23 protein-coding genes are annotated in these 21,170 nt (G+C 71.0%); 7 read left to right on the forward strand and 16 right to left on the reverse strand.

What is annotated here, in order from left to right:
* The first annotated feature begins 1 nt into the window (after nt 1).
* The 3 genes from R9Z33_RS19870 (at nt 2) to R9Z33_RS19880 (ending at nt 2,276) form a co-directional block, all read left to right on the forward strand.
* Entirely contained in the window at nt 2–982 is a 981-nt protein-coding gene (locus R9Z33_RS19870; protein ID WP_318648299.1) for a Bug family tripartite tricarboxylate transporter substrate binding protein, read from the forward strand.
* Nucleotides 983–1,043: 61 nt separating this feature from the next.
* A complete protein-coding gene (locus R9Z33_RS19875; RefSeq protein ID WP_318648300.1) occupies nt 1,044–1,643 on the forward strand; it encodes a glutathione S-transferase N-terminal domain-containing protein in 600 nt (199 codons plus the stop codon).
* Nucleotides 1,644–1,715: 72 nt separating this feature from the next.
* The gene (locus R9Z33_RS19880) at nt 1,716–2,276 is read left to right on the forward strand and encodes an HD domain-containing protein (RefSeq protein ID WP_318648301.1); all 561 of its coding nucleotides are present in this window, start codon (nt 1,716–1,718) and stop codon (nt 2,274–2,276) included.
* A gap of 6 nt (nt 2,277–2,282) precedes the next feature.
* On the opposite strand, the gene R9Z33_RS19885 is transcribed toward R9Z33_RS19880, so the two are convergent.
* Both R9Z33_RS19885 and R9Z33_RS19890 read right to left on the reverse strand, forming a co-directional pair.
* Nucleotides 2,283–3,260 (reverse strand): Bug family tripartite tricarboxylate transporter substrate binding protein, encoded by a 978-nt coding sequence (locus tag R9Z33_RS19885; protein ID WP_318648302.1) that lies wholly within the window; start codon nt 3,258–3,260, stop codon nt 2,283–2,285.
* On the reverse strand, nt 3,257–4,603 hold the full coding sequence (locus R9Z33_RS19890) for an LLM class flavin-dependent oxidoreductase (RefSeq protein WP_318648303.1): 1,347 nt from the start codon (nt 4,601–4,603) through the stop codon (nt 3,257–3,259). The genes R9Z33_RS19885 and R9Z33_RS19890 overlap by 4 nt, the downstream gene beginning before the upstream one ends.
* Before the next feature lie 105 nt (nt 4,604–4,708).
* Between R9Z33_RS19890 and R9Z33_RS19895 the strand changes: the two genes are divergently transcribed.
* On the forward strand, nt 4,709–5,668 hold the full coding sequence (locus R9Z33_RS19895) for a Bug family tripartite tricarboxylate transporter substrate binding protein (protein ID WP_318648304.1): 960 nt from the start codon (nt 4,709–4,711) through the stop codon (nt 5,666–5,668).
* Between the two features lie 4 nt (nt 5,669–5,672).
* Nucleotides 5,673–6,635: an NAD(P)-dependent oxidoreductase gene (locus R9Z33_RS19900; RefSeq protein WP_318648305.1), complete on the forward strand. Its 963-nt coding sequence runs from the start codon at nt 5,673–5,675 to the stop codon at nt 6,633–6,635.
* On the opposite strand, the gene R9Z33_RS19905 is transcribed toward R9Z33_RS19900, so the two are convergent.
* The 3 genes from R9Z33_RS19905 to R9Z33_RS19915 are packed head-to-tail and all read right to left on the reverse strand — an operon-like array spanning nt 6,632 to nt 8,806.
* Nucleotides 6,632–6,937 (reverse strand): hypothetical protein, encoded by a 306-nt coding sequence (locus R9Z33_RS19905; protein ID WP_318648307.1) that lies wholly within the window; start codon nt 6,935–6,937, stop codon nt 6,632–6,634. The two genes, R9Z33_RS19900 and R9Z33_RS19905, sit on opposite strands and share 4 nt — an antisense overlap.
* Before the next feature lie 6 nt (nt 6,938–6,943).
* The gene (locus R9Z33_RS19910) at nt 6,944–7,822 is read right to left on the reverse strand and encodes an N-formylglutamate amidohydrolase (protein WP_318648308.1); all 879 of its coding nucleotides are present in this window, start codon (nt 7,820–7,822) and stop codon (nt 6,944–6,946) included.
* Between the two features lie 18 nt (nt 7,823–7,840).
* Nucleotides 7,841–8,806 carry an isocitrate lyase/PEP mutase family protein gene (locus tag R9Z33_RS19915; RefSeq protein WP_318648309.1) on the reverse strand — a complete coding sequence of 322 codons (966 nt, stop codon included), beginning with the start codon at nt 8,804–8,806 and terminating at the stop codon, nt 7,841–7,843.
* A 69-nt stretch (nt 8,807–8,875) separates the two neighbouring features.
* Here R9Z33_RS19915 and R9Z33_RS19920 point away from each other — a divergent pair, with 69 nt between their 5' ends.
* Nucleotides 8,876–9,679 (forward strand): DUF169 domain-containing protein, encoded by an 804-nt coding sequence (locus R9Z33_RS19920; RefSeq protein ID WP_318648310.1) that lies wholly within the window; start codon nt 8,876–8,878, stop codon nt 9,677–9,679.
* 36 nt (nt 9,680–9,715) lie between these two features.
* Here the strand turns inward: R9Z33_RS19920 and serS are convergent, their stop codons facing one another.
* From serS to argS, 10 genes are all read right to left on the reverse strand, one after another.
* A complete protein-coding gene (gene serS, locus R9Z33_RS19925; protein WP_318648311.1) occupies nt 9,716–10,987 on the reverse strand; it encodes a serine--tRNA ligase in 1,272 nt (423 codons plus the stop codon).
* Between the two features lie 68 nt (nt 10,988–11,055).
* Complete coding sequence (tatC, locus tag R9Z33_RS19930; RefSeq protein ID WP_318651678.1) at nt 11,056–11,808, reverse strand: twin-arginine translocase subunit TatC; 753 nt, start codon at nt 11,806–11,808, stop codon at nt 11,056–11,058.
* A gap of 52 nt (nt 11,809–11,860) precedes the next feature.
* The gene (tatB, locus tag R9Z33_RS19935) at nt 11,861–12,463 is read right to left on the reverse strand and encodes a Sec-independent protein translocase protein TatB (protein ID WP_318648312.1); all 603 of its coding nucleotides are present in this window, start codon (nt 12,461–12,463) and stop codon (nt 11,861–11,863) included.
* Between the two features lie 73 nt (nt 12,464–12,536).
* On the reverse strand, nt 12,537–13,637 hold the full coding sequence (locus R9Z33_RS19940; protein ID WP_318648313.1) for an ABC transporter ATP-binding protein: 1,101 nt from the start codon (nt 13,635–13,637) through the stop codon (nt 12,537–12,539).
* A 40-nt stretch (nt 13,638–13,677) separates the two neighbouring features.
* Nucleotides 13,678–14,325: an SMC-Scp complex subunit ScpB gene (scpB, locus tag R9Z33_RS19945; RefSeq protein WP_318648314.1), complete on the reverse strand. Its 648-nt coding sequence runs from the start codon at nt 14,323–14,325 to the stop codon at nt 13,678–13,680.
* A complete protein-coding gene (locus R9Z33_RS19950) occupies nt 14,315–15,079 on the reverse strand; it encodes a segregation and condensation protein A (protein ID WP_318648315.1) in 765 nt (254 codons plus the stop codon). The genes scpB and R9Z33_RS19950 overlap by 11 nt, the downstream gene beginning before the upstream one ends.
* Nucleotides 15,076–15,768: a site-2 protease family protein gene (locus R9Z33_RS19955; RefSeq protein ID WP_318648316.1), complete on the reverse strand. Its 693-nt coding sequence runs from the start codon at nt 15,766–15,768 to the stop codon at nt 15,076–15,078. Before R9Z33_RS19955 ends, R9Z33_RS19950 begins: the two co-directional genes overlap by 4 nt.
* Nucleotides 15,769–15,781: 13 nt before the next feature.
* Nucleotides 15,782–16,708, reverse strand: a complete 927-nt coding sequence (gene nagZ, locus R9Z33_RS19960; RefSeq protein ID WP_318648317.1) for a beta-N-acetylhexosaminidase — start codon at nt 16,706–16,708, stop codon at nt 15,782–15,784.
* 1 nt (nt 16,709) lies between these two features.
* A complete protein-coding gene (locus tag R9Z33_RS19965; RefSeq protein ID WP_318648318.1) occupies nt 16,710–17,438 on the reverse strand; it encodes an SPOR domain-containing protein in 729 nt (242 codons plus the stop codon).
* Nucleotides 17,435–19,219, reverse strand: coding sequence for an arginine--tRNA ligase (argS, locus tag R9Z33_RS19970; protein ID WP_318648319.1), 1,785 nt, complete (start codon nt 19,217–19,219; stop codon nt 17,435–17,437). The genes R9Z33_RS19965 and argS overlap by 4 nt, the downstream gene beginning before the upstream one ends.
* Before the next feature lie 162 nt (nt 19,220–19,381).
* Here argS and R9Z33_RS19975 point away from each other — a divergent pair, with 162 nt between their 5' ends.
* Complete coding sequence (locus R9Z33_RS19975) at nt 19,382–20,746, forward strand: calcium-binding protein (RefSeq protein ID WP_318648320.1); 1,365 nt, start codon at nt 19,382–19,384, stop codon at nt 20,744–20,746.
* A 76-nt stretch (nt 20,747–20,822) separates the two neighbouring features.
* Here R9Z33_RS19975 and R9Z33_RS19980 read toward each other — a convergent pair whose 3' ends face one another.
* Nucleotides 20,823–21,119 (reverse strand): DUF2934 domain-containing protein, encoded by a 297-nt coding sequence (locus R9Z33_RS19980; protein WP_318648321.1) that lies wholly within the window; start codon nt 21,117–21,119, stop codon nt 20,823–20,825.
* Nucleotides 21,120–21,170: the final 51 nt, after the last annotated feature.

Consider the following 21,170-nt stretch of genomic DNA (forward strand, 5'->3'; position numbering starts at 1 on the left):
CATGCGTGCCACCCGCCGCGCCCTGCTCACCTTGCCTCTCCTTGGGCCCCTCCTTGGGCCGCTCGCCACCCCCGCGCTGGCGCAGCTCCCCGCGCGCCCCTTCCGCATGATCCTGCCGCAGCCGCCGGGCTCGGCGAATGACACGGTGGCGCGCATCATCGCGGAACCCATGGGCCGGGTGCTGGGCCAGCCCGTGGTGGTGGAGAACCGGCCGGGAGCCAATGGCATGGTCGCGATCAACCTGCTGAAGCAGCAGGCGCCCGATGGCTCGGCGATGCTGCTCTCGGGCGTGTCGCAGCTCTCCTTCAACCCACATCTCTATCCGAACCTGCCCTATGACCCGGTGCGCGACTTCACCTATGTCGCGCCCGTCACCGATGCGCCCTTCATCCTGATCGCGAGCAAGCGCTCGGGCATCACGAGCGTGGCGCAGCTGCTGGAACGCGCGCGGGCCGAACCGGCGCGGCTGACCTACGCCAGTGCCGGCATCGGCAATTCCACGCATCTCTCGGTCGAGATGATCGCCGACCGCGCGAATGTCCGCTTCACCCACGTCCCCTATCCCGGCACGGGCCAGGCGCTGACCAGCGTGATCTCGGGCGAGACGGACTTCATGATCATCGTCCTGGCCGTGGCCCTGGGCCAGGTGCGCGCCGGCGCGGTCTCGGCGCTGGCCCTCGTGGCACCGCGGCGCCTGCCCTTCCTGCCCGATCTGGTGACCCAGGCCGAGGCTGGCATCACCGCGCCGCTCATGCCGGGCTGGTTCGGCCTGGTGGGTCCGGCCGGGGTGCCCGAGCCGGTGGTGAACCAGGTGAATGCCGCGGTGCGCGCCGCACTGGCCGATGAGGGCGTGCAGCGGCGCCTGACCGATGTGGTGCTCGTCCCCATCCCCGGCTCGCCGGCCGATCTGCTCGCGCGCATGCGGCAGGACAGCGAGGTCTGGGGCCAGTTCATCCGCGCGCGCGGCTTGCGCCCGGAATAGCTCGGCTTGCCTCATTCCGGCTTCGGCCGGAGAGTTGCGTGATCAACAATGGAAACGCGCCATGAAACTCGCCTATTCCCCCGCCAGCCCCTATGTCCGCAAATGCATGGCCTCGGCCATCGCGCGCGGCATCGAGGGCCAGATCGAGCTCTGGACGGTGCCGACGGTGGATCCGTCCCTCGTGCCGGTGAACCCGCTCTCCAAGGTGCCCTCGCTGGTCACGAAGGAGGGGCAGTGCCTCTATGACAGCCCGGTGATCTGCGAATATCTCGACAGCATCGGCAGCGCCGCGCCGCTCTTTCCCGCCCCCGGCCCCGCGCGCTGGAACGCGCTGCGCCAGCAGGCGCTGGGCGATGGCATCATGGACGCGACGCAGCCGCGCCGCCGCGAGGTTGCCCTGCCGCAGGATGAGGGCCGCGTCACCTACATCCAGGGCCAGCAGCTCAAGGTCGCCCGCGCGCTCGACGCGCTGGAGGCGGAAGCCGACAGCTTGGGCATGCTGACCACCATCGGCGAGATCACCATCGCCTGCGCGCTGGGCTATCTCGATTTCCGCTACGCGCATGAGCCCTGGCGCCCGGGCCACCCCAAGCTCGAGGCCTGGTATGCGAAGGTCGTGGCCCTTCCGCCCATGGCGAAGACCATGCCCCCCGCCGGGTGACAATTTCGCGACGGGGGTTCAGCACCGGCCCCCGTCGCGCTTAACATGCGCGCCGCCCACGGAGATTGCCGCATGTCCGCCACCGACCCGCGCCTCGCGCAGATCGCCGAACTCATCGAGCTGAAGGCCGATGGCCAATACGGCCTCGCCGACATCAACCAGCGCCAGCACGCGCTGCAATCCGCCTGGCTGGCCGAGCGCGCCGGCTGCTCCGAGGCGCTGATCGCCGCCGCCCTGCTGCACGACATCGGCCACATGGTCCACAACCTCGGCGAGAACCCGGCCGAGGCGGGCGTGGATGATGAGCATGAGCGGCTGGGCTACGAATTCCTGGCCGGCATGTTCGGCCCCGAGGTGACCGAGCCGGTGCGTCTGCACGTCGCCGCCAAGCGCTACCTCTGCGCCAAGGAGCCCGACTACTTCGCCAAGCTCTCCAAGGATTCCGTGCTGAGCCTCAGCCTGCAGGGCGGGCCGATGTCGCCGGAGGAGGTCGCGGCCTTCGAGGCGGTGCCGGAACACGCCGATGCGGTGCAGCTTCGTCGCTTCGATGAGCAGGCCAAGGTGAAGGGGCTGGAGACGCCCCCCGCCGCGCATTTCCTGCGCTATGTCGAGCGGGTGATCCGCCCGGCCTGAGGCGGGCTATTCGCGCTCGATCCCGGCGCGGCGCACCACCTCGGCCCAGCGCGCGCGCTCCGCCGTGAGCATGCGGTCCATGTCTTCCGGCGTGCCGCCCACCGGCTCCGCCCCCCAGCCCGCCAGGCGCTCGCGCACCTCGGGAATGCGCAGGATCTGGTCGATCTCGCGGGCCAGCCGCCGGCGGATCTCCATGGGCGTGCCGGCGGGTGCGGCGTAGCCGAGCCAGGCATTGGCCTCATAGCCGGCGATGCCCGCCTCCTGCAGCGTCGGCACATCGGGCAGCAGCGAGAAGCGCCGCGCGCCGCCGACGGCCAGCGGCCGCAGCGTGCCATTCCGGAAATCCTCGAGGAAGGAGGGCGCCTGCTCGATGACGAGCTGGATGCGCCCGGCCAGAAGATCGGTGCGCGCGGGCGCGCCGCCGCGATACTGCACCATCTCCATCTCGACGCCGCCCGCCAGCGCGCGGAACATCTCGACCGTGAGGCGCGAGGCCATGCCCGAGGTCGCGAAATTGATCGAGCCCGGCCGCGCGCGCGCCAGCGCCAGGAATTCCGCGACATTGCTGACGCCGAGCGATGCCGGCACCACCATCACATAGGGAATCAGCGCCACCATGGAGACGCCGACGAGATCGCGCGCCGGGTCATAGGGCAGCGTGCGATAGACGAAGGGGTTGACCGCCATGGGCCCCGGGCTGCCGGCGAGCAGCGTGTAGCCATCGGGCGCCGCCTTCGCCACCGCATCGGCGCCCAAGATGCCGAAGGCGCCCGCGCGATTCTCGACCGCCACCTGCTGGCCCAACGGGCGCGCGAGGTTGTCCGCGATCAGCCGCGCGATGAGGTCGGTCGCGCCACCCGGCGCGAAGGGGACGACGACGCGCAGGGGCCGCGCGGGCCAGGCCTGCGCCTGCGTCGGCGTCTGGGCCTGGGCCAGCGAAGGGGCCGCGAGGGCGGCAAGGGTGGCGCGGCGGGTGAGGCTCATTCGGCGGCCCTCCCGGCCTGGGCGAAGAAGCGGTTTTCCGGCCGCGCAAGGCCGAGATTGTCGCGCAGCGTCCGGCCCGAATACTCCGTGCGGAACAGGCCGCGCCGCTGCAATTCGGGGACCACGAGCTTGATGAAGCGCTCCAGGCCCGTCGGCACCACCGGGGCCGCGATCATGAAGCCGTCGCAGGCCTTTTCCAGGAACCAGCGCTCCATCAGGTCGGCCACCTGCGCAGCGCTGCCCTTGAAGAAATTGCCCGCCATCTGCGGCAGGATGGCGCGATAGGTTTCGCGCACCGTCAGCTTCTGCTCCAGCGCCTTCGCCACGATCGCCTTGCCGATGCCGGTCGGCCCGACATGCTCGAAATCCAGGGCGGGAAACGGCCCGTCCAGCGGATAGGCGGACATCTTCACGCCCACCATCTTCGAGAGGTAGTCGAGGCCGACGGCGGGCGGCACCAGGTCATCCAGCTCGCGCGCCAATTGCTCCGCTTCTTCCTCCGTCTCGGCGGCGATGATGGTGACGCCGCTCAGGATCTTCAGGCTGTCCGCGCTGCGGCCATATTTCGGCAGGCGGCCCTTCAGGTCGGCGTAGAGTGTCTGCGCGCGCTCGATCGTTCCCTCGATCGCGAAGACGCAATCGGCCGTCGCGGCCGAGAGCTCCTTCCCCGTCTCCGACTGCCCGGCCGAGAAGATGACGGGATGCCCCTGCGGCGGGCGCGGCGCGTTCAGCGGCCCCGCCACCTGGAAATGCTTGCCCCGGAAATTCAGCGCATGGACCTTGGAGGGGTCGAGGAAGCGGCCCGACGCCTTGTCCTGCGGGAAGGCGTCATCCGCCCAGGAATCCCACAGCCCCTTCACGATCTGGGCGAATTCCCCCGCGCGCTCGTAGCGGTCATCGCGCGGCACATGCTCCTCATGGGAGAAGTTCAGCGCATCGCCGGGGTTGGAGGTGGTGACGAGGTTCCACCCCGCCCGCCCCTTGCTGATGTGATCGAGCGAGGCGAAGCGCCGCGCCACGGAAAACGGCTCGTCATAGGTCGTCGTCGTGGTGGCCACGAGGCCGACATGCTCCGTCACCATCGCCAGCGCCGAGAGCAGCGTCACCGGCTCGAAGACACCCGGCCGGTCGGAGGGGCTGGTGGCGGCGAAGAGGTCGGGCTTGTCGAGGTTCCGGACGCCATTGCCGTCGGCGAGGAAAAGCAGGTCGAAGCGGCCCGCCTCGGCGATGCGCGCGAGGCGGATGGCGTTCTCCAGGTTGCTGGCGGGCTTGTCCCAGGCGGTGGGGTGCCGCCACTCGCCCACATGGGAGCCCTGGGCATTGGCATTGGCGGCCAAGATCATGTGTTGGGGCATCGGCGCACTCCTGACGGGGGAAGCTTCGCGCCGGAGGCGCATGGCATGCAAGCGCGGCTTGACGCTTTCCCCGCCGGGCGGCGCAATGCGGGGATGAACCGCCGCACCCTCCTCGCCGCCCTGCCCTTCCTGCCCGCGCCCGCCCTGGCGCAAGGCTTCCCCTCACGTCCCATCCGCATCCTGGTTGGCTTCGCCGCCGGCGGCTCGACAGACGTCTTCGCCCGCAGCATGGCACCCCGCCTGCAGACCCTGCTGGGCCAGCCCGTGGTGGTCGAGAACCGCCCGGGCGCGGGCGGCAACATCGCGACGGAAGCGACGGCACGCAGCGCGCCCGATGGCTATACGCTGCTGCTCGGCACCATCGGCCCGCTCGCCATCAACCCCACGCTCTACGGCAATCTCAGCTTCGACCCGCTGACCGACCTCACTGCCATCACGTTGGTGGGCGAGGTGCCGAACGTGCTGGCCGTGCCGGCAGACCGCCCCTATCGCAGCGTGGCCGATATCATCGCCGCCGCGCGCGCGCGGCCGGGCACGCTGAATTTCGGCTCCTCCGGCATCGGCTCCGCCGGGCATGTGGCGGGCGAGCAGCTGAACCTGATGGCGAATATCCAGACCGTCCACGTGCCCTTCCGCGGCGGCGGCGCGCTGATGCCCGAGCTGCTGGCCGGCCGCGTGGATTTCGCCTTCACCACCGCGCTCAACGCCATGCCCCAGGCCGAGTCCGGGCGCCTGCGCGTGCTGGCGGTACCCAATGCCACGCGCGTCTCGCTCATCCCCCAGGTGCCGACGGTGGCGGAGAGTGGGCTGCCGGGCTTCGACGGGATGGACTGGGCCGCGCTCATGGCCCCGCGCAACCTGCCGGTACCCATCCTGGCGCAGCTCAACCAGGCGGCCACCGCCGTGCTGCGCGACCCCGAGCTGGTGCAGAACATGGCCGGGCGGCGCCTCGTGCTGATGCCCACCACGCCCGAGGAAGCGAGCGCCTTCCTGCGCGCGGAGACCGCGCGCTGGGCGCCCGTCATCCGCGCCTCGGGCGCACGGCCGGACTGAGGCGGTGCGGGTCTATCTCAGCCACGGCACCCTCTCCTTCCCCGGCTATTTCGGCGCGCGGGCGCTGGCCGCGCTGCAAGAGCACGCGGAAGTCGTCCGCAACATGACCGAGGCCGAGTTGCGCGACGAGGCGCTGGCCGAGGCGGCGCGCGGCTGCGACGCCATCATCGCGTATCGCGGCAGCCCGGGCACCGAGGCGACCTTCGCGAACAGCCCGCAGCTCAAGGCCTTCCTGCGCTGCGCGGTGGATATCAGCACGGTGGATGTCGCCGCCGCCTCGCGCCACGGCATCCTCGTCACGCAGGCCACGCCGGGCTTCGTGGATGCGGTGGCGGAACTCGCCATCGGCTTCATGGTGGACCTGGCGCGCGGCGTCAGCCGCTCGGTGCAGGACTACCGCGCGGGGCGCATCCCGGAGGTGCGGCCGGGGCTGCAGTTGCGCGGCGCGACGCTGGGGCTGGTGGGCCATGGCCGCATCGCGCGGCGGCTGGCCGAAATCGCGAACGCCATGGGAATGCGCGTGCTGGCCTATGACCCGCAGACCGGCACGCATCCGCTGGACGAGGTGCTGTCCCAGCCGGACATCGTTGTCTGCCTCGCCCTCTCCACGCCCGAGACGCGGCACATGATGAACGCCGCCGCCTTCGCCGCCATGCGGCGGGGCGCCTTCTTCATCAACCTCTCGCGCGGGGAACTGGTGGATGAGGCGGCGCTGGTGGCCGCGCTCGATTCCGGCCATCTCGCCGGTGTGGCCATGGATGTCGGCAGCTTCCCGGACCAGATGCCCAACCCCCGCCTCGCCGCCCGCCCCGACGTCATCGCCACGCCGCATGTGGGCGGCCTGACGCCCGCCGCGGCCGAGCACCAGGCGATGGACACGGTGCGGCAGATCGCGGCACTCGCCGCCGGGCGCCTGCCCGAGGGCGCGGTGAATGCGGCGCAGGCAACGCGGTTGAACCTGGCCTAGCCGCCCCGGCGCCGGTGCCGCCACCAATCCTGTAGCGGCCCCAGCACCAGCAGTGGCGAGGCGGCCAGCGTCATCAGCGCCAGCACCGCCGCCCAGCCGCGGGCGCCCGAGGCGAAGGCCGCGACCGTGGCTCCGGCCAACCCGCCCACCACCAGCCCGCCCAGGGCGAAGAGCCCCAGGATCAACCGGTGCCGGTGTGAGAGCCATTCGGGCGGCGGCACCTCCGGCGCCAGCGGCTTGCCGTCGCGCCCCACATCGGTGACGCGCGCCGGGTCCAGCCCGAAGGGCCTTTCCTCCGCCATCGCGCCCTACTTGCCGCCCTTGAGCAGCCCGCTCCAGCCGAGCTTCAGCAATTCCCCCACCAGCGCCGAGATCTCCGCCTGGAAGGCCGCGAAGCTGGGGGCGCGCTCCACCCGTCCCTCATCCATGTAGAGGCTGCGGGCGATCTCGATCTGGATCGCGTGGATGTTTTCGCGTGGGCGGCCGTAATGGCGGGTGATGTAGCCGCCGGCATAGGGGTCGTTGCGTTGCACGCGCCGCCCGCGCGCCTGCAGCAGCGCCTCGATGGCACGCGTGGCGCGCGGCGCGCAGGCCGAGCCATGTGCGTCGCCCAGCACGAATTCCGGCGCCTCGCCGGCGCCACCTGGCCCGGCGCCGCTGGGCATGGAATGGCAATCCACCAGCAGGCAGAAGCCGAACCGCTCGCGCGTCTCGGCCACCAGCGCCGCCAGCGTCGCATGGAACGGCTCCCAGGAAAGCCGCACGCGACGCTCCGCCTCCTGGAAGGAGAGCCGCCGCCGGTAGATCGCCTCGCCATTCGCCACCACGCGGGCGATGGTGCCGAGGCCGGCGCCCACGCGCGGGCTCGCGGAATTCACCCAGTCGGGCAGCGGCTCGTCGAACATGCCGGGGTCGAGCTCCCACGCCTCGCGATTCGCGTCGCACCAGGCGCGCGGGAAGCGGGCGGCGAGCAGCGGCGCGCCGAGCGCGGGGGCGGCGGCGAAGAGCTCCTCGACGAAGGCATCCTCGCTCTTGCGCAGCGCCGTCGCATCGAGCCGCGCCGCGGCCAGGAACTCCTCCGGATAATCGCGCCCCGAATGCGCCGAGACAAAGACCAGCGGCGCCACGTGATGCACGGGGCGCGTCAGGTCGAAGGCGCGCGGGCGCAATTCGGCCGGAGCGATCATGTCAGGCGCCAGCACGCGTCATCCGCGCGGCGCATCCGGGCGATGGCCCAGCCCGCCCTCGTATTTCTCCTGCGCCTCGGGGGGCAGATAGGCCTGCTCCAGTGCGCGGATCTCGTCGAAGCCCGAGAATTTGTGCAGGTTGCCAAGGCGGTGGTTGGACAGCCGCTCGGTCATCCGCGCCTCGGCCATCGGGCCATCCCGGCGCAATTCGGCGGCAAGGTCGCCCATCGCCATGATGGATTGCCGCAGCAACGCGCCGGGCAGGATGCAGGTGGCGATGCCCAATGCGCCCATGCGCTCGGCCGTCATGCGCGGCGAGATGCCGGTCATGTTGTAGAAGACCGGGCCCTTCACCTCGCGCGTGATGCGCTCCACCTCGGCCTCGCTCGCCGGCCCTTCGACGAAGGCCTGGTCGGCGCCGGCATCGAGGAAGGCATTGGCACGCCAGATCGCCTCGTCCAGCGAGCCGCCATGGGCGCCGCGGCTGTCGGTGCGCGCGATGATCAGGAAGCTCGGATCCAGCGCGCGGCGCGTATCCGCCGCGGCACGGATCTTCGCCACCGCCTCGGCGCGGCCGATCACCTCGCGCCCCGCGACATGGCCGCACCGCTTGGGCGCGACCTGATCCTCCAGATGGATGCCGGCGACGCCGGCGCGGATGAACTCCTCCACGCAGCGCACCACGTTGATCGCGTTGCCATGGCCCGTATCGCCATCGGCGATCACGGGGACGCGCACCGCACTCGCGATCAGCTTCGCGTTCAGCGCCATCTCGCTGAGCGTGGCGAGGCCCGCATCGGGCAGCCCGAGCAGGCCGATCGATGTGCCGTAGCCCGACATGTACACCGCCTCGAACCCGGCCTCCTCCAGGATCAGGGCGGAGAGCGCGTTGTAGCAGCCCGGCACCACCAGCGGCTTGTGCTGGGCCAGCAGGGCCCGCAGGCGCTCCCCCGGACGACCCGTCTCCGCCTGACCCAACCGCATGCCACTCTCCCGTCTTCCGCCGGGCGAGACCCCGTGCAACGCTGCCGAGAATAACAGGAGAACGCCGCCATGCCAGATGGAACCACCGAAGCGCCGCCCAACGCCGCCGGCCTCGCCGAGCTCGCCAGCGCCCTCTCCGATCTTTTGCGCCTGCGCACCCTGCCGATCGGCATGAAGCTCTTCCGCGACGCCGAGAGCATGCAGCAGGTCCAGGGGCTGCGTCGGCCCACGCCGGGCAAGCGCTTCTCCACCTGCCAGCTGGTCACGCAGGCGCGCCTCGCCGGATTCACGCTCGGCGTCACGCATGAGAACGTGCCCGAATTCAGCAATTGCGGCGGCGTGATCGGGCTGAACACGCCCTCCGAGCTCTACCTCTCCGGCCGCAAGATGGAGGGCGTCTGGTTCGAGAACATCGAAGCCTCAGCCGCGCATCAGGCGCAGATGCCGCGCGTGCCCGCCGAATACCACGGCCTCGTCATCTCGCCGCTGCGCGCGGCGCGGCTCGATCCGCCCGACATCTGCCTCTTCTACGCGAACCCGGCGCAGATGATCCTCTTCATCAATGGGCTGCAATGGCGCAACTATCAGCGCTACGACTTCTCCATCACGGGCGAGAGCGCCTGCGCCGACAGCTGGGGCCGCGCGCTGCGCGACCGCACCGTCTGCCTCTCGCTCCCCTGCTACGCCGAGCGCCGCTATGGCGGTGTCGCGGATGACGAGATGCTGATGGCCTGCCCGCCCGCCGACCTCGCGCGCGCCGTGACGGGGCTGCGCGGGCTGTCCAAGGCGGGGCTGCGCTACCCGATCATGCCCTATGGGCCGCAGGCCGACCCTGCGGAGGGGATGGGAAAGAGCTACGCCGGCAAGAGCTGAGCGCGGGCTCCGCCCGAACCCGCTGGGGCCGCCTCTTTAAACAGACGGGGCCCCAGACCCCACTACCGCAACGCCCATCCAGGGGCGCAATACTTCAGGTACCAAAATGGTCCCATCGGGTTGCTGGTGGGTTTCCATGACGGCGATCAAGGCACGGCCCACAGCCACGCCCGAGCCGTTCAGCGTGTGCGGCAAGACCATCTCCTTGCCGCGCTTGAACCGCGCCTTCATCCGCCGCGCCTGAAAATCCCGGCAATTGGAGCAGGAGGAAATCTCCCGCCACGCCTTCTGCCCCGGCAGCCAGACCTCGAGGTCATAGGTCCGCGCGGCGCCGAAGCCCGTATCGCCGGCGCAGAGAAACACCCGCCGCCAGGTCAGGCCCAGCGCCGTCAGCACCGCCTCGGCGCAGCGCGTCATGCGCTCATGCTCGGCGTCGCTGTCCTCGGGCCGCGTGATGGAGACCATCTCCACCTTGCTGAACTGGTGCTGACGCAACATGCCGCGCGTGTCCCGCCCCGCACTCCCCGCCTCGCTGCGGAAACAGGGCGTCAGCGCGGTGAAGCGCAGCGGCTCGACCGGCTCGGCGATCACCTGGTCGGCAACGAGGTTGGTCAGCGGCACCTCGGCCGTCGGGATCAGGTAGTGGTCGCCCGTCTTGAACAGGTCTTCCTCGAATTTCGGCAGCTGGTTCGTGCCGTAGAGCGTGGTGGCGTTCACCAGCAGCGGCGGGTTCACCTCCATGTAGCCATGCGTGTCCACATGCAGGCCCAGCATCCACTGGCCAAGCGCGCGCTCGAGCCGCGCGAGCGCGCCCTTGAGCACCACGAAGCGGCTGCCCGACAAGCGCGTCGCGCTCGCGAAATCCATCAGGCCCAGCGCCTCGCCCAGCTCGAAATGCTGCTTGGCGCCGGGCAGATCCGCCGGCGTGCCATGGGTGTGGAGCACGACATTCGCCGTCTCGTCGCGGCCCTCCGGCACCTCGGCATCAAGGATGTTGGGCAGCACCTCCAGCCCGGCCGTAAGCTCGCGCTCGGTGACGGCGGGCAGATCGGAGGCGGCATGCGCCTGGATCGCCGCGACCTCGGCCTTCAGGCGCTCGGCCTCGGCGGTGTCGCCACGCTTCATGGCGCCGCCGATCTCGCGGCTCAGTTCGTTGCGGCGGCTCTGCGCCGCCTCGGTGCCGCGAATCGCCTCGCGCCGCGCATCATCGAGCGCGATGAGCATGGAGGACTGCGCCGGAAGCCCCCGCCGCGCCATCGCCGCGTCGAAAGCCGCCGGATCGGCGCGCACCGCCCTGATGTCATGCATGGTCAGATCACCGTGAAAACCAAGGCTGCGCCGTTAGGCCAGCCGAGGCAGAGGGTCAACCGATCCGGCTAAGCCGTTTCTTCCTTCGGCGGCTTCGGCGTGGTCCAGGCTGCGAAGAGGATCGAGATCTCGTAGAGCAGGATCAGCGGCACGGCCAAACCCACCTGACTGATCACGTCCGGCGGCGTGATGATGGCCGCCACGACGAACATGCCGACGATGGCGTAGCGCCGCCCCTTGCGCAGGCTCTGCACGTTCAGAATGCCGACCTTGCACAGCAGGACGAGGCCCACCGGCATCTGGAAGGCGAGGCCGAAGGCCAGGATCATGTGCATGACGAGCGAGAGATACTCGCTCACCTTCGCTTCGAGCTGGATCGGCACGGTGCCGGCACCGGCCGGCGTCTCGAAGCTGATGAAGAAGTGCCAGGCCAGCGGGAAGATGAAGTAGTAGGCGAGCGCGGCCCCCAGCAGGAACAGGATGGGCGAGGCGATCAGGAAGGGCATGATCGTCCGCTTCTCGGACCGATACAGCCCGGGCGCGATGAACAGCCAGAGCTGCGTCGCCCAGATCGGGAAGGAGAAGAAGATCGCGCCGAAGAAGGCCACCTTCAGGTAGGTGAAGAAGGCCTCGTACAGCGCGGTGAAGATCATCCGCCGGTCGCCGCCGCCCTGCTCGTACAGCACGTTGGCCAGCGGCTGCGCCAGGAAGCCATAGATGTTCGTGCTGAAATAATAGCAGAGCGCGAAGGCGATGAAGAACGCACCGACCGACCAGAGGAGCCGCTGCCGCAGCTCCATCAGGTGCTCGATGAGCGGCATCGGCTTGTCGTTGATGGGATCGTCGTCTTGCGCGGTGTTGGACAAGGCGGCCTCAGGCGGTCTTGGCCGCGGCTTCCGCCGCGGGCGTGGCGGGCGCAGCGGGTGTCGCGGTCGCAGTCGGGGTCGAGGTCGGCGGCGTCATCGGCGCGGGCTCGGGCGGCGGCGCCACGTTCAGCGGCGCGGGCGTCGAGGGCGGCACGAAGGAGGGCATGTCGGGCGCGGGCGGCGTCGGCAGCGGGTCGGGCGCCTTGTAGGGCGCCATGGTCTGGGGCGGGATCATCGCCGGCGCATCGGGCATGTCCCGCGCGGTGGGCGGCGGCGTCCAGGTCGGCGTGCTGCTGCCCAGCGGATTCTCGGAGAAGGTCTTGGTGAGTGTGCCGTCGGCATCCACCGTCTTGGTGATCTCGCCCTTCAGGTCGAAGCTGCGGATCTCGTTGATGGCGCCCTTCACCTCGGCGATCTGGTTGCGGACCTCGTCCAGCTTGGCCTCGCGCACCAGTTCATCGGCCTGCTGCTGGAAGCTCGCGAGCTTCTGCTTGCCGGTCTTGATCAGGTCCGCGATTCCGCGAATGGCGCCGGGCAGGTCCTTGGGCCCGATCACCACCAGCGCCACCACGGCGATCAACAAAATCTCGGACCAGGCGAGGTCGAGCATCCCATCCCCAATACGGTTTCAGCAGCCCTGGATACCAGCAGGCCGGGCAGCCGCCAATGCGGCTTGGCGCTATCTAGGCGCTCTGGGCCTCGGTTGCACCCTGCCCCCCCCCTGGAATACCCCCCTGGGCGCGCGGAAAAGCGAAGGCGCGGCCGGGGTCGAGCGCCACGCCCACCATCTGGCCTCGCACCAGGGCGGCGCCCGGCGGCAGCCGGGCATGCAGGTGGAGCACGCCCCCCTCGCCATCCGCCACCGCCATATGGACCAGGGTGGTGGCCCCGAGCAGGCGGCAGGCCTCGACCTCGGCCAGCGTGCTGCCCTCCTGGCCGGCCGGGAGGATGCGAAGCCCCTCGGGCCGCAGCAGCAGCTCGGCCGGGCTGCCCTCGGGCAGGCCGCCGGCCGGCGCGCAGCCGATCACGCTCCAGGCCTGGCCCTCGCGAATCCGCGCCGGCAGCCGGTTCACCTCGCCCAGGAAGGTGGCCACGAAGGGGTCGGCCGGCTGGAGATAGAGCTGCTCGGGCGTGCCGAGCTGCACGACGCGCCCCTCTCGCATCAGGGCGATGCGGTCAGCCATGAACATCGCCTCCTCGGCGTCATGCGTCACGATCAGCGCGGGAATCCCGGCCTCCTGCAACACATGCAGCGTGTCATCGCGCACCTGTTCGCGCAGGCGCGCATCGAGGCTCGCGAAGGCCTCGTCCAGCAGCAGCACGGCCGGGCGCGGGGCCAGCGCACGGGCCAGCGCGACCCGCTGCTGCTGCCCGCCGGAGAGCTGGTGTGGCCAGGCGCTGGCATAGGCCTCGAGGCCCACGCGGGCCAGCGCCTCGGCCACACGCCAGACGCGATCGCCCTTCGGCATGCCGCGCAGGCCGAAGGCGACGTTCTCCTGCACGGTCAGGTGCGGGAACAGCGCGTAGTCCTGGAAGACAAAGCCCACATGCCGCTGCTCGGGCGGGATTTCCTGCCCCGGCTCGGCCAGCACACGGCCATCGAGCAGGATTCGCCCCTGCTGGAGGTGTTCCAGCCCCGCGACCAGGCGCAGCAGCGTCGTCTTGCCATCGCCCGAGGGGCCGAGGAGGCAGACGATCTCGCCGCGCGCCACCTCGATGGTGATGCCGCGCAGCACCTCGCGCTCGCCATAGCTGTGGCGGATGTCGGAGAGGATGAGGCTCATGCCGCCTTGTGGGCGGGTCGGCGCGCCCTGTCCATAAGGCCTATGCCGCGTGCTGCCCCTCGGCGATGAGCGGCGGCGCGCCGGTGGGCGGCGGCGCCAGCTCCATCGCGGCGATGTCGCTCGAGACCAGCTCCTCCTTGCGGGGCAGCTCGTTCAGCGACTTCAGGCCGAACTGGTCCAGGAAGCGCGCCGTGGTGGCCCAGAGGGTGGGGCGGCCCGGCGCCTCCTTGCGGCCGCGGGGTGCGATCAGCCCGGCCTCCAGCAGCGCGTCCAGGCTGGCCTGGGCCAGGGCGGCGCCGCGGATCTCCTCGATCTCGGCGCGGGTCACCGGCTGGTGATAAGCGATGATGGACAGCGCCTCCATCGCCACGCGCGGCAGGCGGCGCGGCACCTCCACCACGCGGGTGATGGCCGGCGCCAGGTCCTGCGCGGTGCGGAAGGCATAGCCGCCGCCCACCTCCACCAGTTCCACCGCGCGGCCGGCGGTGCGGGCGAGCAGCGCGGTCAGCACGCTCTGCGCCTCGATTCCCGGCGGCAGGGCCAATTGCACCCGCGCGGCCGGGACCGGGCGCTCGGAGGCGAAGATCAGCGCCTCGGCAATGCGCAGCCCGTGCTCGAAATCGGCCGGGTTCACGGTGGGCGCGGCCTCGATGACCGCGGGCGGCAGGCTGTCCGTGTCAGCTGGCATGATAGAGTTCCCCCTCATGGCGGCGCAGCAGGATCGGCCCGAAGGCCTCCTCCTGCCGCAATTCGACGCCGCCCCCCCGGGCGGCCTCCAAGGCGGCGATCAAGGTGCTGGCGACGGCTGCCTTGCGGTCGAGCGGCGAGAGCAGGCCCTCGGGCAGGAAGCTGGCCAGCGTGTTCCAGCCGGGCGTGCTGCCGATCAGCCATTGCAGCCGGGCCAGCGCCTCGGCCACCGACCAGAGCTTGCGGGGCTTGGGCGTGAAGGGGCGGTCCGCCGCACCCCGCCGCCGCGCCGTGGCATAGGCGCGCAGCAGCGAAGCGAGGTCGGCCACGATGCCCGAGCGGTCCTCGACGCGCAGGGATTCGGGGGCGCCGCGGGCGAAGACCTCGCGCCCCAGCTGCGCCCGGCTTTGCAGCCAGGCGGCGGCGGCGCGCATGCGGTCCAGCTCGGCCAGGCGCTCCGTCAGGCGATGCGCGGCGAGGATGGGGTCCTCCTCCTCCGGCCCGCGCTCCTCCTCGGGCAGCAGCAGGCGGGATTTCAGCCAGGCGAGCCAGGCCGCCATCACCAGCCAATCGGCCGCGAGTTCGAGGCGCACGCGGCGCGCGCCCTCCACGATGGCGAGGAACTGGTCCACCAGCGCCAGGATGGAGATCTGGCGGATATCCACCTTTTGCGCGCGGGCCAGTTCCAGCAGCACGTCGAGCGGGCCCTGGTATCCCTCCAGCTCGAGCTGGAGCGATTCCTGGACGCCGCTCACCGGGTCACCCCGGCGGCGCGGAGCGTGAAATCGAAGGCGGGGCGGATGATCTCACGGACGAAGACATCCATGGGCTGGAAGGCCGGGATCAGCGCCGGCAGCAGGAAGAGCACGCCGATCACGAGGAACAGCCCCGCCGGCTCCAGCCGCGCATAGGCCATGGCCGCGCGCATCGGCAGCAGGCCGACCACGATGCGGCCGCCATCAAGCGGCGGGATGGGGAAGAGGTTGAACAGGCCGAGCACCAGATTCGCGAGGATGGAAAGCGCCAGGAAGCGATAGACCAGCGCCATCGAGTCGGCCGAGAGACTTCCCTCCAGCCAGGAAGCCGGGTGGATCAGCAGCGCCGCGATCAGGGCCAGGGCGAAGTTCATGGCCGGCCCCGCGATCGCCACCCACATCATGCCCACGCGGGGATTGGCGAAGTTGCGGATATCCACCGGCACGGGCTTGGCCCAGCCGAACATGACATCCACCCGCCCCGTCGCCAGCAATTGCGAGACCAGCAGGATGCCCGGCACCAGCAGCGTGCCCACCGGGTCCACATGACGGATCGGATTCAGCGAGATCCGGCCCATCCACTTGGCGGTGGGGTCGCCGAGCGCCAGGGCCGCATAGCCATGCGCCGCCTCGTGCAGGGTGATGGCGATGATGCTCGCCAGCACCGCCACCGCGAGGTCGGGCAGCATGTCCAGCACGCGGCTAGGCCGCCCGGCTTTGCCCGCGCGAGGCGGCGAGGCGGGCCAGGGCCCGCTCGGTGAGCGGCGGGCAGGCCTCCAGCACGGCGGCGGTCTCGGCGAAGCGGCCCGAGCAATGCAGCACCGCATCGCAGCCCGCGCCGAGCGCGGCCAGGGTGAGCTCCGGCAACGTCCCGGCCAGCGCCTTCATGCCAAGGTCGTCCGACAGGAGGAAGCCCTCGAAGCCGATCTCTCCGCGGATCACCGCCGCGATCACGCCGGGCGAGAGGGTGGCGCAGCGCGCCTCGTCCAGGGCGGTGTACAGGATATGCGCCGTCATGCCCCAGAGATCGGGCGCGCCGAGCGCCCGGAAGGGAGCGAAATCGGCGGCGAGTTCGGCGCGGCTCGCGGTCACGACCGGCAGCGCCTCATGGCTGTCGAGCGTGGCGCGGCCATGGCCGGGGATGTGCTTGATGACGGGCTGGGTGCCGCCCTGGCGCAGCCCCGCGATCCAGGCGCCCGCGAGGCGCGTCACCTCGGCGGGCTCGGCCGAGAAGGCGCGGTCGCCGATCACCTGGTGCATGCCGGGCAGGCGCAGGTCGAGCACCGGGGCACAGACCACGTCGAGGCCCACGGCGCGGCATTCGGCGCCGATGGCCGCCGCCGTCGCCTGGGCTGCCTCGGCCGGCCCGTTCTCGAAGCTGGCGGCGGGGGGATGGGCGCGCCAATGGGGCGGCTTGAGGCGGGCGACGCGCCCGCCCTCCTGGTCCACCAGGATCGGCGCCTCGCGCCCCAGGCAGTCCCGGATTTCGGCGGTCAGCGCGCGCAGTTGCGCCGGATCGGCCACGTTGCGGGCGAAGAGGATGGCGCCGAGCGGGCGGTGCCGGCGGAGCAGCGTCGCCTCCTCCGCCGTGAGGCGGAGGCCGGCGACGCCGATGATGGCGGCCTTCATCTCAGCCGCCCGCCGGGATGCAGGCGATCTCCCGGGCGCGGATCGGCTCGCAGAAGGCGCGGGCCGCGGCGGAATCGGCGAAGCCGCCGGTGCGGACGCGCCAGAGTGTTGGCTGCCCGTCGCGTTCCAGCCGGGTGATGATGGGCTGGCGGCCGGCGAGTTCCGGAATGCGGCGCTGCAGCCGCTCCCACTCGCTGCGGGCGGCTTCCTCGCTGCGGGTCGCGGCGAACTGGACCATGAAGCGGCCACCGCTGGCGGGCGCGGTGCGGGCCGTCTGCTGCGCGGGCGCGGGGGCCGCGGCCGGGCGCGCGGGCGGCTGGGCCGCGGCGGGTGCCGGCGCGGCCGGGGTGGCGCTGGCGGGCGCGGGCGCGGGCACCGGCTGGCTCTGGGCGCGCAGCGCCTCGGGACGCGGCGTCTCGGGCCCTGGGCCGAGGCGTGCCTCGGTCGGCCGGTCCTGGCGTCCGTTGCGCTCGAAGATGAGTTCCTGCTGGTGCGGCACCACGGCGCCGCCGGGCGTGTCGGGCCTGACCTTGAAGGGCCGGCCATCGGTCTCGATCAGGGGCACGCCGCGCGGCCCCATCATGGACATGCCCCAGATGATGCCACCCGCCAGCAGGACGGATCCCGCGAGGCCGGCGCCGATCATCCAGAATTTCGGCGGGATCCCCCATCCCGACGACTCCCTCTCCGGCGGGCGGACCCGCCAGGAGGGCTGCATCACATCGCTCATCTCATCTCCTCGACCGGCGTGACCCCCATCACGCGCAATCCGGACCTGACCACAGCCGCTGTCGCGGCCACCAAGGCGAGTCGCGCCTGCGTCGCCGCCGGCTGATCCGCCTGGATGAAGCGCAAGGTGGTGTCGTCCTTGCCCTTGTTCCAGAGTAGATGAAAGTCGCTCGCCAAGTCATTCAAAAAGAACGCCACGCGATGCGGTTCCCGTGCGGCCGCCGCGGCGTCCACCACGCGCGGCCAGGCGGCAAGGCGCCGAATCAGGCCGAGCTCGGCCGGATCGGTCAGGCTGTCGAGCGGGGCCAGGGCCAGGGCTTCCGGCGCAGGGTCCCCCGCGCCGCGCAGCACCGAGCGGCAGCGGGCATGGGCGTATTGCACGTAGAACACGGGATTATCACGCGATTGCTGGACGACGAGGTCCAGGTCGAACTCCATCTGCGCGTCCGATTTGCGGGTCAGCATGGTGAAGCGCACGGCGTCGCGCCCCACCTCGTCGATCAGGTCCCGCAGGGTGATGTAGCTGCCCGCGCGCTTGGACATGCGGACCGGCTGGCCGTCCTTCACCACATGCACGATCTGCGTCAGCACCACATCCAGGCTCACGCGCTTGCCGCTGAGTGCGGCCACCGCCGCCTGCATGCGCTTCACATAGCCGCCATGGTCGGCGCCCCAGACATGCACCAACGCGCCGAAGCCGCGCTCGATCTTGTGCAGGTGGTTGGCGATGTCATTGGCGAAATAGGTGCCCGTGCCGTCCGACTTGCGCAGCGGGCGGTCCGTGTCGTCGCCGAACTGCTCGGAGCGGAACAGCGTCTGCTCGCGCTCCTCCCAATCCTCGGGCGGCTTGCCCTTGGGCGGCGGGAGGGTGCCCTGGTAGATCAGGCCCTGGCTGTCCAGCAGCACCTCCGCCTTCTCCAGCAGCCCGTCGCGGACCAGCTCGGCCTCGCTGATGAAGATGTCATGCCGCACGCCGAGGGCGGCGAGGTCCTCGCGGATCTCGGCCATCATCGCGGCGACGGTGAAGTTCCGCACCAGGGCGAGCGTTCCGGCATCGGGCGGAACCAGCGCCGCGCCATGCTCGGCCGCCAGCGCCTGGCCGACGGGGATCAGGTACTCGCCGCCATATTGCAGGGTGGTGCCGTAGGCGGCCTCCACCGCCGCCTTGCGCGCCTCGGGCTCGGCGCCCTCGGCCCAGAGGCCATGCGCCGCGACGGGCAGCGCCTCCAGGTAGCGCCAATAGGCCGCCCAGGCCAAAGCCTGCACCTGCGCGCCGGCATCATTGATGTAGTATTCGCGCGTCACCTGATGCCCGGCCTTGGCCAGCAGCGCGGCCAGCGCATCGCCCACCACGGCGCCGCGGCAATGGCCTACATGCATCGGCCCCGTCGGATTGGCCGAGACATATTCCACATTCACCGTGCCGGGCTTCTCCGCGCCCTGCCCGAATTCCTCGCCCTCGCGCAGGATCACCGCCACCTGGCCGCGCAGGTAATCCTCGCGCAGGCGCAGGTTGACGAAGCCGGGGCCAGCCGGCGTGGCCTCCTCCACCTCGGGCAGCTCCCGCAGCGCCGCCGCCAGGTCGGCCGCCAGCTTGGGCGGCGCCAGCTTCGCGACCTTGCCCACCACCAGGGCGGCGTTGGTCGCCATGTCGCCATGGCTCGCCTCGCGCGGGGGCTCCATGGTGACGCGGGCGAAGGCCTCCGCCGGCAATTCGGGGAGAAGGGTGCTGAGGGCCGTGATCGTGCGGTCCCGCAAATGGGCGAAGATGTCGTGGCTCATGATGCCCGCTTGTGCGGCCACGCCGCCGGTTCGCGCAAGTGGCCCGGCCCCGGCCGGCGTCAGGCGGGCGGAAGGCCCAGCCTTGTCAGGGCCGGAACGTTTTAATGTTTACAAGCCGGCCGGCATCGGCTCCGCTCCGTCGCAACCGGAAGGATGCATGTGATGGCGATCTACTTCGGCACGGTGGCCGCCGACAGCTTCATGGGCGGCAGTGCGCCGGATGCCATCGACGGCGCCCCCAGCGCCGACCCGTCGCTCGACACCGGCGCCGATACGCTGCGGGGCGGCCTGGGGAACGACACCATCTACGGGCGCGCCGGGGCGGACCTGCTGAGCGGCGGCGGCGGCTGGGACGAGCTGAGTGGCGGCGATGGCAATGACGTGCTGCTCGACAACGCGAATGGCGGCTCCCTCTCGGGCGGGGCGGGGGACGACATCATCACGGCCGTGAACATCGGCACCCTGATCTATGACTACCTCTACATCCACGGCGACGACGGGGACGACCGCATCACCGTGACGGGCAGCGGGATCGGCGGCGGCGGGCCCGCCTATCTGTGGGGCGACAACGGCAACGACACGATCAGCGGGTCCGCGGCCGGCGATGGCGTCTATGGCGGCACCGGCAACGACCGGTTGGCCGGCAATGAGGGAAATGACAGCATCTTCGGCGATGTCGGGCACGACACGCTGGACGGGGGCGCGGGCGCTGACGAGCTCTCCGGCGGCGCCGGCAACGACATCTATGTCGTGGACAACGCGGGCGACAGCGTCGTCGAGGCCGCGGGCGAGGGAACCGACACCGTCATCACCACCCTCGCCGCCTACACGCTCGGCGCGAATGTGGAACGGCTCACCGCCACCGGGGGCGGCGACTTCAGCGGCACCGGCAATGGGCTGGCCAATATCCTCCGTGGCGGCGGCGGGGATGACAGCCTCTTCGGCGGCGATGGCGATGACAGGCTGCATGGCGGGCTCGGCGCGGACAGCCTGGTCGGCGGTCGCGACGACGACACCTACTACGTGGACCACCTGGATGACGTGGTGGTCGAGGCCGCGGGCGAAGGCGCCGACACGGTGGTGACCACCCTCGCCGCCTACACGCTCGGCGCGCATGTGGAGCGGCTCACCTTCGCCGGGAGCGGCGACTTCACCGGCACGGGCAATGGGCTGGCCAACTTCCTCACGGGCGGTGACGGGGATGACAGCCTCTTTGGCGGGGGTGGCAATGACAATCTGCGCGGCGGTGCCGGGGCGGATGAGCTGACCGGCGGCCAGGGCCATGACATCTTCCGCTTCAATCGAAGCCAGGCGCAGGGCGATCTCGTGGTGGATTTCGCGGGCAACGGCGCCGCGCAGGGGGACCGGCTGTTGTTCTCGGGCTATGGAACCGTGGCCGAGGGGGCGAGCTTCACGGCGCTGTCCGCGACCACCTGGCGGGTGACCTCGGCCGATGGGTTGACGCAGGAGGTCATCACCTTCGCCAACGCGGCCAATATCCACGCTTCCGACTGGAGTTTTGTCTGAGGCGCGGCGCCCGATGGGCGCCTCAGCGCGCCGCCGGGACATCGTGCCCAGGCATGGCCCGCGCCCGGAGCCAGGCTCATCGCTCCGCGGGCTTGGAGGGATAGGCCCACCAGGCGGCGAAATACCGCGCCGCCGCGGCGCCCCAGCCCGTCTCGGCCGGCGCGGCCTCGGGCTGCGGCGAAGCGGCCGCGGCCATGGCGGGCGATGGAGCGCGCGCGGGCAGGCCCGGCTCGGGCGGCGCGGCGGCGATCAACCCCTCGGCCTCGCGCCAGTACCGCTCCGCCTGGCCTTCGGGGCAGCCGGCTTCCTGCCAGAGTTGATAGGCGAGGCGCTCCGTCCTCACCCGGTTCAGGCTGTCATCATGCAACGTCAATGCGGGTCCGATCCTGGAATGCGCCGGGAAAGCCAGGGCGCGACGCGAGCA

Source organism: Sediminicoccus rosea, from assembly GCF_033547095.1.
Classification (GTDB): domain Bacteria; phylum Pseudomonadota; class Alphaproteobacteria; order Acetobacterales; family Acetobacteraceae; genus Roseococcus; species Roseococcus rosea.